The sequence below is a fragment of the Pseudoalteromonas sp. 2CM41L genome (genome assembly GCF_023161905.1).
Classification (GTDB): Bacteria; Pseudomonadota; Gammaproteobacteria; order Enterobacterales; family Alteromonadaceae; genus Pseudoalteromonas; species Pseudoalteromonas atlantica.
The window spans coordinates 166928-182302 of record NZ_JALNTN010000007.1 but is presented as its reverse complement, the minus strand read 5'-3'; the positions used below and the strand labels follow the sequence as shown (position 1 = coordinate 182302).

11 protein-coding genes are annotated in these 15375 nt (G+C 38.8%); 10 read left to right on the top strand and 1 reads right to left on the bottom strand.

Going from position 1 to position 15375, the window contains the following annotated elements:
* Positions 1–524: 524 nt before the first annotated feature.
* A complete protein-coding gene (locus tag MTF64_RS11110; protein WP_248451388.1) occupies positions 525–1913 on the bottom strand; it encodes an MBL fold metallo-hydrolase in 1389 nt (462 codons plus the stop codon).
* Between the two features lie 319 nt (positions 1914–2232).
* Between MTF64_RS11110 and MTF64_RS11105 the strand changes: the two genes are divergently transcribed.
* The 10 genes from MTF64_RS11105 (at position 2233) to MTF64_RS11060 (ending at position 15369) form a co-directional block, all read left to right on the top strand.
* The gene (locus MTF64_RS11105) at positions 2233–3300 is read left to right on the top strand and encodes an HAD family hydrolase (protein ID WP_248451385.1); all 1068 of its coding nucleotides are present in this window, start codon (positions 2233–2235) and stop codon (positions 3298–3300) included.
* Between the two features lie 89 nt (positions 3301–3389).
* Positions 3390–5318 (top strand): rhamnan synthesis F family protein, encoded by a 1929-nt coding sequence (locus tag MTF64_RS11100; protein ID WP_248451383.1) that lies wholly within the window; start codon positions 3390–3392, stop codon positions 5316–5318.
* Between the two features lie 6 nt (positions 5319–5324).
* Positions 5325–6209: a hypothetical protein gene (locus MTF64_RS11095; protein ID WP_248451382.1), complete on the top strand. Its 885-nt coding sequence runs from the start codon at positions 5325–5327 to the stop codon at positions 6207–6209.
* A complete protein-coding gene (locus MTF64_RS11090; protein WP_248451380.1) occupies positions 6200–7297 on the top strand; it encodes a glycosyltransferase family 61 protein in 1098 nt (365 codons plus the stop codon). Before MTF64_RS11095 ends, MTF64_RS11090 begins: the two co-directional genes overlap by 10 nt.
* Positions 7297–8499: a hypothetical protein gene (locus MTF64_RS11085; protein WP_248451378.1), complete on the top strand. Its 1203-nt coding sequence runs from the start codon at positions 7297–7299 to the stop codon at positions 8497–8499. The genes MTF64_RS11090 and MTF64_RS11085 overlap by 1 nt, the downstream gene beginning before the upstream one ends.
* Positions 8500–8693: 194 nt before the next feature.
* Positions 8694–10334, top strand: coding sequence for a glycosyltransferase (locus tag MTF64_RS11080; RefSeq protein ID WP_248451377.1), 1641 nt, complete (start codon positions 8694–8696; stop codon positions 10332–10334).
* Positions 10335–10451: 117 nt separating this feature from the next.
* The gene (locus MTF64_RS11075; RefSeq protein ID WP_248451376.1) at positions 10452–11357 is read left to right on the top strand and encodes a glycosyltransferase; all 906 of its coding nucleotides are present in this window, start codon (positions 10452–10454) and stop codon (positions 11355–11357) included.
* Positions 11358–11360: 3 nt separating this feature from the next.
* Entirely contained in the window at positions 11361–12230 is an 870-nt protein-coding gene (locus MTF64_RS11070; protein ID WP_248451374.1) for a glycosyltransferase family 2 protein, read from the top strand.
* A 1789-nt stretch (positions 12231–14019) separates the two neighbouring features.
* Entirely contained in the window at positions 14020–14928 is a 909-nt protein-coding gene (gene cysD, locus MTF64_RS11065; protein WP_248451373.1) for a sulfate adenylyltransferase subunit CysD, read from the top strand.
* Positions 14929–15024: 96 nt separating this feature from the next.
* Positions 15025–15369 carry a four helix bundle protein gene (locus tag MTF64_RS11060; RefSeq protein WP_024596727.1) on the top strand — a complete coding sequence of 115 codons (345 nt, stop codon included), beginning with the start codon at positions 15025–15027 and terminating at the stop codon, positions 15367–15369.
* The last annotated feature ends 6 nt before the right edge of the window (positions 15370–15375 follow it).

Sequence of the window (15375 nt, the reverse complement as noted above, 5' to 3'; positions counted from 1 at the left end):
CGCCTCTGTGCTCTCGGTGGTCAAATGGTTTGGGTTTAGTGCACAACGTGATTAAGAGATTATTATCACCACAGAGGACACGGAGAAGTGAAAGAGAAGAGTTAATTACTTCTCGGTGTAGCGCGCAGCGCCTCTGTGCTCTCGGTGGTAGATTCGTTTGGTTAAATGCACAACGTGATTAAAGAGATTGTTATCACCACATAGGGCACGGAGAAGTGAAGGAGAAGATCGAATATAACTTCTCGGTGTAGCGCGCAGCGCCTCTGTGCTCTCGGTGGTCAAATGGTTTGGGTTTAGTGCACAACGTGATTAAGAGATTATTATCACCACAGAGGGCACGGAGAAGTGAAAGAGAAGAGTTAATTACTTCTCGGTGTAGCGCGCAGCGCCTCTTTGCTCTCGGTGGTAAAAATGGCTTGGGTTAAGTGCACAACGTGATTAAGAGACTATTATCACCACAGAGAACACGGAGAAGTGAAGGAGAGGAACTAATAACTACTCGGTGAGCGCCTCGGTCAGTTAAGCTACGTGGCAATCTCAATTTTAATGTCTTCCCCCAGCACCTCTTTATACTTGTTTGCTAATGCATGTTTTGCATTATCATCGCCGTGTAGAATTTTTATATGGCTGGGCTTTTTCTTCATACCTGTTACAAATTTAACTAAGCCGTTTTGATCAGCATGTGCGCTGTAACCGCTAATGGTATGCACCTGTGCGTTAATTGTAATACGTGTATCGTTTATAAAAACATACCCATTACGTGGGCCATATTTTTGAATTTCACGGCCTAGCGTACCGCGACCTTGGTAGCCTACAAATATTATATCGGTTGTTAAATCATCCAAAAAACGCTCAAGGTAATTAACTATACGGCCACCGGTGCACATACCGCTTGCGGCTATAACAATGGCTGGGGTTTGGTGTGAGCTTAAATAGTTAATAATTGCTTGGTGTTCTGAGTGGCTATTTATAGTGGTTAATGCTTTAAAGTCGAGTGGGTGCCTACCCATTGCTACCTTACGTTTTGCTTCTGCATCCCATAAGTGTTTAAACTTTTTATATTGGTGTGTAAAGTCAGCAGCCATAGGCGAGTCTAGTATTATGTGTATATTACGCCAAGGTGAGCCTTTAGCCGATTGATGTATTAGCTGCTCTAGCTCGTAAAGTAGTTCTTGGGTGCGGCCAATACTAAATGCAGGCACTAACACCACGCCGTTATCTGCAACTGCGCGCTCAATAACGTTTTTTAGTGTGTGCGCGCGCTCTTTGCGGCCTTGATGATTTTTATCACCATAAGTTGATTCAATCACTAATGTATCTGCTTTATAGGGCGCTTTGGGGGTCGGTAGCAATGCGGTGTAAGGTGCGCCTAAGTCACCTGAAAATACCACTCTATGGGTATTTTTATTATGTTGATTTGAGCTGGTTGTATGGGTAATGTCTATTTCAATATATGCAGAGCCAAGTATATGGCCGGCTCGCTGAAACCTCGCCTTTGCAGTTTGCTCCCCTTTGCATGGAAGGGTAAACCATGTTTTAAAGTTAACACTCACAATGTATTTTTGTAGTAAGTTTAGGCAGGCTTTTATAATTTTTGGGTCGCGTGTTACACCTACCTTTAAGGCATCTTCAATAACAAGTGGGAGTAAACTTGCTGAGGCGGGAGTTGTAAATATAGGGCCTTTAAAGCCAGCTGCTAATAAATAAGGTATACGCCCTACATGGTCAATATGGCAATGAGTTACTATTAACGCGCTTATATGCGTTGTATTAAATTCTATAGATAAGTCTACTTTTGCGTCTTCTCCTTGAAACAACCCACAATCAATTAATATGCTAGTTTGTGGGTTAATTACTAGCTCATGGCATGAGCCTGTTACGCCATTAACCGCTCCATGGTGAAGTATTTGCATGGTTTTCCTTTTTTAATTAAATCTAGCTGCCTACATAGTTAATGAGATATTAAGCTGTAATTTTTACGTGCAATACAGCTTACATAAAAGTAGTGGCTAAAGCTTAAGGGCGCAAATTAAGCTTGTTTTGCATATAATTTACGCCATTATTTGTATTAAAAAAGTTCTGTAGTATGTTTTTATCGTTATTTACCTGTGTGCATTAGTAATGCAGTTTACTCAAACTGTATTGCAACCTACAATACACCGCCCGTTAATTTAGGTGTATATAAAATGGTGCGGCTAAACGCTTTTTTAAACTTATGAGTGGACTAAAACTATGCTAAGTAATTGTAAAATGCCAGTAAGTGAGCCTCGGTTTGCTAATTTTGGCTCTGTATTTTTAGGCCCTGTGCTGAGCTTTTTTTCGCAGCGATTATTAGACAATCAACCGCAAGACAAACCACTGTATTTTTTAGCACGAGAAGGCTACTGGTTACAGCAAGCATATAACCACTATTTAAATGGCGCTCGCAAACAGCAAAAAAGCTATTATTTATTAGCTTCACGTGCATTTTTATTTAAGCTGTTACTGAGTGATGAACGAAGCTATACGTACTCTCTTAAAGGCGACTTTACAGGTACGTTTTATGATTTAATGCGTACTCGCTTTTTACTCTGCGACTCTGAAATTACCACCATTTTTACCGAGCGCGTTTTTAATACGCAAATAGACCTAAAAAAGGATAAAAGTAAAATCATTGCTATGTTAACGGATAGCCGTGATGATATAGATTTACTTGTTGCGCCGATTAAATGTGCTTATTTAGCGTATTTAAAGTCAATAGAGGTAACTGCCCAGAGTACTCTGCACTTAGTTGATTTAGGCTATTCAGGTACTATCCAGAGCTTGTTAGGCATATTACTCAATAAAGATACGCATGGACATTATTTGATTGCTTCTAACCCTGGCTCGCACAAAGTTGCTAGCACACGTGCTTATATGCAAGGGTATTTAAAAGAGGGTGTTAAAATAGGTGACGGTTACTTACCACTAGACCGCTCAATGTTTTTAGAGTCATTGCTAACAGCACCTAACGGGCAATTTAGAGATATTAAATTTAATACCCTTAACCCTAATAGTTTTGATATGTATTATGGCCGAAAAGTCGCTTCGCAGCGCTATTTTTACCTGTTAGAACAAGTTATGGCGGGCGCTTTAAGTTTATGTGAGCATAATGCTCAGCGTGCTGTTAACTTTACAGCTAATGAGCTAGAAATCTTATTAGAAAGCTATTTAGCTAAACCTAATATGATCCCTCATGCAGTTAGGCACATTTTTGATATTGATGATGATGTAGCGGGTAATGGTACTGTTAACGCAATTCAATTTTTTGGTTTAGGTTAATGATAAATAAAAAATTTATAAAAAAAGCAGCGCCCGGTTTATTTAACTTTGTTAAAAATCAACCTTTTCTGTTTAGGGTTGCAAAGGGAGTGGAACGTAGGCTCCTAACCCAACAATATGTTAAGCGTAGCGCTGGTTTTAAACGCTATTCACCAAAAAAAATAGCTAAGTTATTAACTGCTGCAAAAGAAAAAGGGTTATTTGATAGCCATTGGTACAGTGCTAACCAGTGCCGTGTGTTTAGCTGTGAACAAGAAGCCTTTGAAGATTATTTGCACAAGGGGGCATTTAGCTGCGTAAACCCCAGCCCTAACTTTGATACCGAGCTTTATTATAAATGTAATACAGACATTTATTTACAAGGTGAGCATGCATTAGTGCACTATATATATCATGGTGAGAAGGAAGGGCGTTTAGCCATGCCTGCTTCGCGCAAGTGGCACCCAAAAGCTATTAGCTCAACTGCAGATGGTATACCTAAAAGTAAAAAAATAGCCATGTGTTTTCATGTGTTTTATGGTGAGTTTATAGATTATTACGCCAACTGCTTAGCTAAATACGAACAGCAGGTTGATGTATTCATAAGCGTTGCCAGCGACGAGCTTGCTAGTAAAGCACAAACGGTTTTTAACGCCTGCCCAAAAGTAAGTAAGGTAACTGTTAAAGTTGTGCCTAATCGTGGGCGCAATTTTGGACCTTTACTTGTTGAGTTTGCTCAGGATTTACAAAATTACGATTTGTTTTGTCATATGCATTCTAAAAAGTCGCTTTATTCTGGCCGCGCTCAAACACAATGGGCCGATTACCTAGGCGAATACCTTTTAAAAGACCAGCACGTTATTAAGCAAGTTTTAAATCATTTTGACAATAACCCAAATACAGGGATTTATTACCCAACCTCGTTTTGGATGATGCCTAATTGGGTTAATCACTGGCTTAAAAATAAACCTCATGCAAAAAAAATGGCGAGTGAGTGGCAAATAGAGCTCGCGGATGACTTTATAGCTTATCCTGCTGGTGGTATGTTTTGGGCGCGTCCTGAAGCACTTAAACAGTTATTAAATAAGCCATACAGCTATGATGATTTTCCTGCAGAGCCCTTACCTAATGATGGCTCAGAGCTTCACGCTCTTGAGCGTTTAATTGGTTCTCTTGCAGAAAAAAATGGCTATCAACAGCTGTTTTATTATCCTACCTCGGGTCAGTTTACCCATGATAAAAGTTTTATTTTATCGCAGTATGTTAATAGTGCTGAGGGCTTAACTCATCAACTTAATAGTTTTGAACATATAAGCTTTGACGTGTTTGATACATTAGTAAGGCGCAAATATCACGCGCCAGACTACGCTAAACTGTTGCTAGGTAAAAATTTGGTAGAGCAGGGTGTTGTTTTAAATGCGCACGAGTTTGTTATAGTCCGTAACAATGCCGAGTTTGAAGTGAGGCAGCAAAAAAACTTTGTAGGTGATGTAACTATTTTTGAAACGTATTTACATTTGGCAAATAGTTATAACTGGACCACAGAGCAGGCTAATAGTTATGCAGAGCAGGAGTTTGCCTACGATTTAGAAATGATTTTACCAAAAGACGAAATGGTCGATTTGTTTAACCATTTAATTTTATCAGGCAAACAAGTAACGGTTGCCTCCGATACTTACTACACAAAAAAACAAGTGGCGCTTATGCTTGCCAAAGTTGGTGTCAGCGTGGGGTTCGAGCTATTGGTTTCAAGTGAGTTAGGTAAGCGTAAAGACAGTGGTACAATGTGGCAACATATAAAAGAGAGTTTACCCGAGGGGCAAAGTTTTATACATGTTGGCGATAACGCCGTAGCCGATGCCCAAATTCCGGGTGACTTTGGGCTGCAAAATTTGCATATTTTAAACCCTCTTGATAAGTGGCATGCAGCTGGGTATGAAAACCCTTTTGTGGGTGAATTAAGTTTAAACGAAACACAAATTCTTAAATGGGGTTTGTTAGTAAGTGATTTTGGCCGTTTTGGGTTTTTAGGTGAGTAGTAATTAATGTTTGATACTTTATATTTGCATATTGGTTGGTCTAAAACCGGTACGTCAGCAGTTCAATTTCAGTTAGATTTGCAAAAAGATACCTTAAAACAGCAAGGGATTTTATATTCTACGCTGTTACAAATGAACGACCAAGCGCATCATCATTTTGCTTTAGCCTTTGCGCCTATTCATGGCTACCCTGCAAAGTATAAAATACCAGAAGTACTTGATTTACTTGAGCAAGAAATGCGTGATAACGAGTGTCATTCCGCACTGGTTTCTAGTGAGCTATCGCCTTTTTATTTTAATAACCCTCGTTTTCAGGAGTGGGTTAAAAAGTTTAAAAAAGTGGTGGTGATTGGCACTGTAAGGCGTCAATCAGATTTACTTTTATCGTTATTTAATCAGTTAGTAAAAGACCCTCAAGTAAGATATCAGGGGCGCTTTTTTCAAATGGCGTTGAATAACTTTCCGCGACTAAATTACTTTCAGCAACTAAACCGTTGGTCAGAAAAGGTAGGAAAAGAAAATATATGGCTGGTTAATTACGACGATGGCGTAGTTGACTCGTTTTTGTCACTATTTGACCTTCAGCTTAAAAACACCAACGACAATGTGGTTGTGAATAAATCTTTACCTACAAGCGCATTAATGCTCATGCAGGAGCGTACTGAAGGCATTACCGACATACCTCATTACACGCGTATACGTGATGAGCTAATAGCTGAGATTAATGACTACCCTGAGTCAAAAAAGCCAACTCGTCTTTTACTAAGTAAAGGAGAGCTACACGCTATTAATGCACACTTTTTAGGGCCAAATCGCCGTTGCGCAAAAGAGTTTATAGGCCAAGATGAGCTTTTTGCACAAAAGCCCTGTAAGGATGTTTTGTGTTTTTAACTCGATTCAATCGCTTTCATAAAACTAAAAATAGTCAGTTTATTATTGATGATATTATTAATAGAAGCGAAAAAATAACAATAAAAAGGGGCGCTCAATACCCGCCAGTAGCAGTACCCGAGGCTGTTTCTCAGCATGCCCGTTTTCGTGGTAATGCATTTAAACAAAAAGGGGTCAGTGTTTTTGCATCAAACAGTGTTCTGGCGTGTTTAGATGAAGAAAAAGGTTTTTTAAGCCACGGGAAAGTTGTAAATGGTTTTAGTTATAAAACAGCAGTAGATAAATTAAATAGTGCTAAAGAGTATGCTGATTATTCTAAGCTTAAAGTACTCGATTTAACGTCTCCGGGCGGTAAGTTTTATAGCCATTTTTTGTTTGACGTGTTACCAAAAGTGCAAGCTATTAAGTCATTAGGTATAGATTTAAACTTTTTTGATAAAATAATTATTAATTTTAAAGATTTGCCTTTCATTAAAGAAGCATTCGAGATTCTTAATATCGACTTTAATAAAGTAGAGGGCAGAAGTGCCTATAACAGGATATTAAAGTGTAGTTGTTTTGTGTCGGTAAGTGAGCCAAGGGATGCGCTTTATACGTCTGATTGGATTGTTGATTTTATCCGTGAGACGTTCTCTTCAAATTTACCAATAAGTGCTGGTACGTCTTTGTATATTAGTCGTAATTTAGGTAGCAAACGAATAATTACAAATGAAAACGAGTTTATAAACGAACTACATTTAGCTGGTATTGATACTATATATTGCGAGAAAAATACGGTAAAACAAAATGCTAAAATTTTTAGAGCCGCAAATGTTGTTGTTGCCCCGCACGGTGCCGGTTTAGCTAATATAGTATTTTGTAGGCCAGGTACAACCGTGGTTGAGCTTTTTTCTAGCCATTGGTCGGACGAATTTTGGAAGCTGTGTGTAGCGTGTGGCCTTAACTATATACCGGTTCAGGTTGAGCGTGAAAATGGCTCGGTGGCCAATTTAACCACGCTTGATTATGCTAACTCGTATTTAAAATTAAACGCTGAAAATATGCGAGTTAATAACTTTCTAAGCTTATTTAACCGCGTAGATTATTAATGAAAACAATTATCCATATTGGCCCCCCAAAAACGGGGACTTCAGCTATTCAAAAGTGGCTAAAAGATCACGCCAGCTACCTTTTATCAAAAGGGGTTTATTACCCCGAGCATCAGCAAGATAGTAACGGAATTAGTTCGGGTAACTTTTTATCTGTTTTTTCTGCGCATAACGGTGATTATGTATTTAACCCAAAGAAGCTGCAAGACATAATAACTAAAGCACAAGCTGCTAACTGTAGTACATTGTTATTAAGCTCAGAATTCTTTTTTAGCCGCTTACCTGCACTAATAAAAGCGATTCCTGATGCGCAATGTATTGCGTATGTTCGTAACCCAGCTCAGTTGCACGAGTCTCATTATAATCAGTCAGTTAAACGCCATGGTAATACCGCGGTTATAAAAAGGGCTGAAACACTACCTATGCACACACTAAAACGCTTGGGAGAATATGGGCAACAGCTTGGTAAAAAGCTTACATTACGAGCTTATCATGACGATTTATTTGTAAAAAAAAGCATTGTATGTGATTTTTTAAGTGTAGTATTTAATAACAAAAATACTGATTACGATGTGCAGGTCTCTGAGCGAATAAACCCTGGATATTGTTTAGAGGCACTTGAAATTAAACGATGTTTTAATTATTACGAGTTAGGTCAATACGCTGGCCGATTAGACAGAGTGCTGCAAGCTTATAACAAAGGAATAAAGCAATTTACTTTTGTGGGTAAGCATCAGTTTAATGACTATAAAAGGCAGTCTATTCGTTGGATAGAGAGGCTTGCAGAGCAAGCACCTTTTGAGCAAGCAGAAGAGCTTATAGCTGTAATACAAAAGCAGCCCCATCAACACTTTTTTAAGCAAGAAGTTTCTAAGGCGCAATGTATAGATGTATTTAATTTTATAGCCTCACAAGATCGGGCTTTATTAAAAAGTTTAGCTTTGTGCGTCTATGCTCAACCACAGGTAGAGGATAGATTTCCTTTTGTGGCTGCATTGTTTGAAACGGTTCGGCCAAAAGAAGCTTTACCCAGTTTTATACAATACACTAAAGATGCTATTTACAGCCGTTACCCCACGCTAATAGTAAACAGCGAGAAAACAATAAATACAAAAAAAAATGATTTCAGAGGCTATGTGTGTAACTTGCTTCAGGTGCGCTTCAGTTTAATGGCTTATATTAAAGCGTTACTAGCGTCTTGATAAGGTTGATATTTGTGCTGGCTGTCTTTATCGTTCATTGCTACGGGACTACTTAATTGCAATTTGTCAGAAAATTAATAGCAAACTTAGCTAAGTTTATTATTAACTATACCCCTAATACATGGGTTGAAAGTATTAAAAAACACCCTAAATTGGTTGCAGCATATAGTAATAATTTACATAAAAGCGGTTTGATGTATCAGCTACAAACTATAGAAGAGCAAAAAGCGTCTTACTTGGCTTATATGAAACATCAAAACGCTCAGATGTCGGCACAAATAAAAAGTAGCGGAAATAAGGTATGCGAAAGTATGCTACTTGTATGTGTTGAGCAATGTAACAGCAATGAGCTATTTGTTACTTTGGAATCTATAAAAGCTCAGCGCCTGCCTTTTTCTAACGTAATTTTTTGGTGTAAAAATGCAGACGAAAAGCATTTAAATAACTTTTTGCCAAAGCATTGTAATTTTGAGTTTATTGTTACATCTGATCTGGTTGGCGATGCTCGACTGAATAAAGAAAAAACTAAAGCGAGTTTTATTGTATATAGTGGAGACAAACTAGATAGTTATTTAACGCTTGCATTAACTACTCATATAAATTTAGATGCGCACTTAGCTTATTTTGATACAGATAAGCTCAATGCCACACAAATAAGAGAGTATCCCGACTTTAAGCCGGATTGGAACCCAGATCTACAGTTAACAGCGGGTTATATTAATTCGGGTATTTGGATTGTAAAGTTAGCTAGTTTTGCAAAAACGTGCGGGCCTTTGAGCAAGTTCAATGTAGTAAAGTATTTAGCTTCTTGCTATTTGGAGAATATTTATTCAACAATTCAGCATATACCGCTTGTAATGCTTTCACGACCAACTAATATTATAAGTCTTGATAAAGCAAAGGCTTTACTTGAACCTATGTATAACGATGTGGCATCGATAATAGATACTAACAATGCATTACCCACTCTATCTTTACGGTGGCATTTAGAGTGCGAGCCTTTAGTATCTATAATTATACCAACGCGCAATGCTATGGAGCTAGTTCGTGCGTGTATTGACTCTATCTTAAAAAAAACAAACTATACAAATTATGAAATACTATTAGTAGATAACAATTCGGACGATAGTGAGTCTATACGTTATTTTCACAAATTGAACGAGCACCCTAAAATTACGCTTTTATCTTATGATAAACAATTTAATTATTCGGCGATAAATAATTTTGCAGCCAAAAGAGCTAAAGGAGAAGTGCTCGCGTTAGTCAATAATGATATTGAAGTTATTAACCCCGATTGGCTTTTAAATATGGTGAGCCATGTTATGCGCGATGACATAGGCTGTGTAGGTGCAAAATTATTATATTCAGATAATCGTATTCAACACGCAGGTGTAGTAATGGGTTATGGTGGCGGCGCTGGTCATGGGCATAAGTATTTTCCTGGTGATCACTACGGCTATATGAATCGCCTTATTGCTACGCAAAACTATAGTGCTGTAACTGCTGCATGTTTGCTTATTACACAAAAAGACTTTTGGGCGGTTGAAGGGCTAAATGAAGAAAGTTTAGCAATTGCTTTTAATGATGTTGATTTGTGTCTAAAAGTGCAACAGTTGGGGCGGCGCAACTTATACTGTGCAGAAGCAATTTTATATCACCATGAGTCGGTTTCAAGAGGCCATGAAGATACACCTGAGAAAGTTTTGCGCTTTAAAAGTGAATTGGATTACCTGAAGGCTACGTGGTCAGAGGTAATTAAAGCGGATCCAGCTTACAATCCAAACCTTACTCTAAAAAGAGAGAACTTTGCTATTAAAAGTATTAGGGAAGCATAGGTAATTTTTTGTAGGTGTTTATTATTTACATTTTTGAATTAAAGCGCTTAATACGATAGAATAACGAGGTTTATAATGACTGGTTCCATCAGGTTGTTTACCCTTAAATGAGAGATTATGAGCCCAACCTTGAATTCAGATAGCCAGTTTATTATTAAAGCACCAGCCTCTTTACCTAATAAAGCAAGTATTGTATGTGGTATGTCTGTCTACAAAAATGATAATGTAGAATGGGTACAGCAGGCATTAGAAAGTGTCATAAATCAAACCGTGGCACCTGATTTATACATGATAGTTATTGACGGAGAGGTATCGGACTGCATTTTCGACTATTTATTAAAAGCCGCGCAAACCTACCCCAATGTTGTGATAGTCCAGGGTTTAAAAAACCAAGGGTTAAGTACATGTATGAATTATATTATTGACTCTACTATTGCTTTACATCCAAAGTACTTTTTTAGAATGGATGCTGACGATATTTGTGTACCTACTCGTTTTGAAAAGCAGATTGCTTTTTTAGACGCAAACCCAGAAGTTGACGTATTAGGTTCAGCTTTATGGGAGGTTGATGAATATGGAAATAGAGCCGGCATTCGTCGCTTACCTCTTACGCACACTAAGTTATTACTCGCATTTTCAAGACGCTGCCCTATAAATCATCCAACGGTCGCAATTAGATATAGTGTGTTTTCGCGTGGCCATCGTTATTTAACAAATATGCTTAATACACAAGACTATTTTTTTTGGATTGCTTTGGCCAAAGATGGATGTAAGTTTGCAAACGTTAAAGAGCCTCTTTTACATTTTAGGCGTATAAATGGCTTTTATAAAAGGAGGGGCCGTGGAAAATCGGTCAATGAATTTAAAGCAAGATTATTAGCGATGAACTCGCTTAAGCAAAAGTCACTGCAAAACTATTGTTATGCTTTGTTTGTGTTGGTTTTAAGGATGATGCCTTCTTGGATTATAAAAGTAGCCTATAAAGCGGATCGTTTTATTTTGGGCTTAAATAAGCGCAATTAAATTATGATCGGAGCTGTTTTAGTCGTGTATAAACCCGACTTAGCGCTTACTGAGCGCCTGTTAACTCGTTTATATGGACAAACTAAAGAAGTGGTTATTGTAGATAATAGCCCGACCCCACACGACTTTACCAAAATAATTAGTCATTATCACTACATTCATCTAGCAGAGAACTCAGGTATAGCTTCTGCGCATAATGCTGGATTAATTTACTTATTAAAGGAAGGTTGCCAGTACGCGGTATTGCTTGATCAAGATAGCTTAATTCCGAGTGACATGGTATTTAATTTAAGTAGTTTGATGAAGGCTTCTAACAAAATTAAACAGAATGTAGTGGCTATAGGTCCGCGTATTAGGTGCAGTTTCTCAGACAAAAAAGTAAACCCTCGTATCCAAAAAGAAGTATTTGAATACGATGAACTAGTTGGTGTTACTCAAATAATAGCCTCAGGTATGATGATTGATTTAAGCGCCTTAGATCAAATAGGTTTAAAAGATGAGTCATTATTTATTGATGGTGTAGATCATGAGTGGTGCTGGCGAGCGCGCAGTATGGGCTTTGATATAGCCAAGGCTAAAAATATAGAAATGGTGCATAGGCTTGGCGATTCACGTAGTAAGTTTATTGGTGTTACTTATAAAGTAGGCGCGCCAATTAGGCTTTATTATCAATTTAGAAATATATTGCTTTTAAGTCGCAGGCCTTATGTGCCAATGTACTGGAAACTCAGATGCTTATTTTTTATGCCTGTAAGGTTATTTTTAAATTCGGTTATGCAACAAAATAGGCGCAAGCGTTTGGTGTTTATGCTTAAAGGTATTGTAGATGGGGTACTAGGCCGAAAAGGGCCGTACAAATCGAATTGGAAGTAAGTGAGCGAAAGGCTGAGCGTTGGGCTAAACACACAAATCGATTAGAGATTATTATCACCACAGAGAACACAGAGAAGAGAAGGAGAAGATCTTTCTCAGTGTAGCGCGCAGCGCCTCTGTGCTCTCGGTGGTGAAATTGTTTAGGGCTAAATGCATAAAGTGATTAAGAGATTGTTATCACCACAGAGAACACAGAGAAGAGAAGGAGAAGTAATAGTTACTTGTAGACGCGCAGCTTGCTGGCGTTAGTACCTTCTCAGTATAGCGCGCAGCGGCTCTGTGCTCTCGGTGGTAAAATTGTTTAGGGTTAAGCCCATTCAAGTGATTAAGAGATTATTATCACCACAGAGAACACGGAGAAGAGAAGGAGAAGATCTTTCTCAGTGCAGCGCGCAGCGCCTCGGTGGTCAAATTGTTTTGGGTTAAGCCCATTCAAGTGATTAAGAGATTGTTATCACCACAGAGAACACGGAGAAGAGAAGGAGAAGTAATAGTTACTTGTAGACGCGCAGCTTGCTGGCGTTAGTACCTTCTCAGTATAGCGCGCAGCGGCTCTGTGCCCTCGGTGGTAAAATTGTTTAGGGTTAAGCCCATTCAAGTGATTAAGAGATTATTATCACCACAGAGAACACGGAGAAGAGAAGGAGAAGATCTTTCTTAGTGTAGTGCGCAGCGCCTCTGTGCTCTTGGTGGTCAAATTGTTTTGGGTTAAGCCCATTCAAGTGATTAAGAGATTATTATCACCACAGAGAACACGGAGAAGAAAAGGAGGAGATCTTTCTTAGTGTAGTGCGCAGCGGCTCTGTGCCCTCGATGGTAAAATTGTTTAGGGTTAAGCCCATTCAAGTGATTAAGAGATTGTTATCACCACAGAGAACACAGAGAAGAGTAGGAGAAGATCTTTCTCAGTGTAGCGCGCAGCGCCTCTGTGCTCTCGGTGGTGAAATTGTTTTGGGTTAAATGCATAAAGTGATTACGAGATTGTTATTACCACAGAGAACACGGAGAAGAGAAGGAGAAGATCTTTGTCAGTGCAGCGCGCAGCGCCTCTGTGCTCTCGGTGGTCAAATTGTTTTGGGCTAAATGCATAAAGTGATTAAGAGATTGTTATCACCACAGAAAACATAAAGAAGAGTAGGAGAAGTAATAGTTACTTGTAGACGCGCAGCTTGCTGGTGTTAGTACCTTCTCAGTGTAGCGGGCAGCGGCTCTGTGCCCTCGGTGGTCAAATTGTTTTTAAATAAACGATGAAAGTGATTTTATCACCACAGAGAACACGGAGAAGAGAAGGAGAAGATCTTTCTCAGTGCAGCGCGCAGCGGCTCTGTGCTCTTGGTGGTCAAATTGTTTTGGGTTAAGCCCATTCAAGTGATTAAGAGATTATTATCACCAAAGAGAACACGGAGAAGAGAAGGAGGAGATCTTTCTCAGTGTAGCGCGCAGCGCCTCTGTATCCTCGGTGGTAAAAATCTTTAGCCTAAATACACAAAGTGATGAAGAGGTTATCCCCACGGGGAAGAGAAATAGAGTTAATTATTACTTGTAGAGGGGCAACTTGCTGGTGTTTATTACATTTTGAAGCCATGAGCAGCTGGCCTTTTAACGTGAGCAAGCTCTTCGTCTACGCCAAAATTGGCCGATGCTTAATTGACCGTTAGGCGCCTTTGAAAAAATACACACATTGCATGCCCTAGTAATTAAACATAGACTATCGGAGCATAAATTTTTTAAGTCGGTCATTAAAATTGACGCGAATGGATTTTGATAAATTAGGATATGAAAAAACATCATGAATGAAGAAAAGCTAACTCATCTAAAGGCACTCGAAGCCGAGTCGATTCATATTATGCGGGAGGTTGCAGCTGAGTTTGATAATCCAGTAATGCTTTACTCTGTAGGTAAAGATTCGTCGGTTTTATTACACTTAGCACGTAAAGCATTTTACCCGGGTAAAATTCCTTTTCCGCTTATGCATGTTGATACTAACTGGAAATTTAAAGAAATGATCCAGTTTAGAGATCAAATGGCCGAAAAGTATGACTTTGATCTAATTGTTCATAAAAACCCAGAAGGTATAGCAATGGGCATGAGCCCATTTGTACACGGTAGTGCTAAGCATACAGATGTTATGAAAACTCAAGGCCTTAAGCAGGCGCTTGATATGAATAATTTTGACGCTGCATTTGGTGGTGCTCGCCGCGATGAAGAAAAGTCACGTGCTAAAGAACGTGTTTATTCTTTCCGTGATAAAAATCATCGCTGGGATCCTAAAAACCAACGCCCAGAACTGTGGAACGTTTATAACAGTAAAGTAGATAAAGGTGAGAGCATTCGTGTGTTCCCGCTTAGTAACTGGACCGAGCTAGACATTTGGCAGTACATTTACCTTGAAGGTATTGAAATTCCATCATTATACTTTGCTAAAGAGCGCCCTGTAGTTGAGCGCGATGGCACGCTTATTATGGTTGATGATGAGCGTATGGAGCTTGAAGAGAGCGAACAAGTACAAAATAAAATGGTTCGTTTTAGAACGCTTGGTTGCTACCCGCTAACGGGTGCTGTTGAGTCTGTAGCACAAACCCTTCCTGAGATAATCCAAGAGATGCTGCTTTGTACTACTTCTGAGCGTCAAGGGCGAGTAATTGATAATGACTCTGCAGGTTCTATGGAGAAGAAAAAGATGGAAGGTTACTTCTAAAACAAAGCTATAAGTTTAAAGCCGTAAGTTGTAAGTAAAACAAGTGCTATATAGATTTTAAATCTTAGATCTGATGACTTTATCAAAAGGATTATTATGAACTTTGAAAAGCTAGAAGTATGGAAACGTTCAGCAAGGTTATCCGCACAAATTTATAAAATAACAGCAGACTTACGTGATTATGGCTTTAGAGATCAACTCACACGTGCAGGACTATCTGTACCGAGCAATATAGCAGAAGGGATGACAAGAGACAGTAATAAAGAAAAGCGCCGCTTTTTAGATATTGCACGTTCATCTCTTTCAGAAGCCCGAACCCAGATTTATATCGGCATAGAAATTGGTTATATAAATAACGATACTGGCCGTGAATGGGTTATAGAATCCAAAGAGTTACACGCTATGATCAATAGCCTAAAAAACTCAATAGCAACAGAATAATGCTTA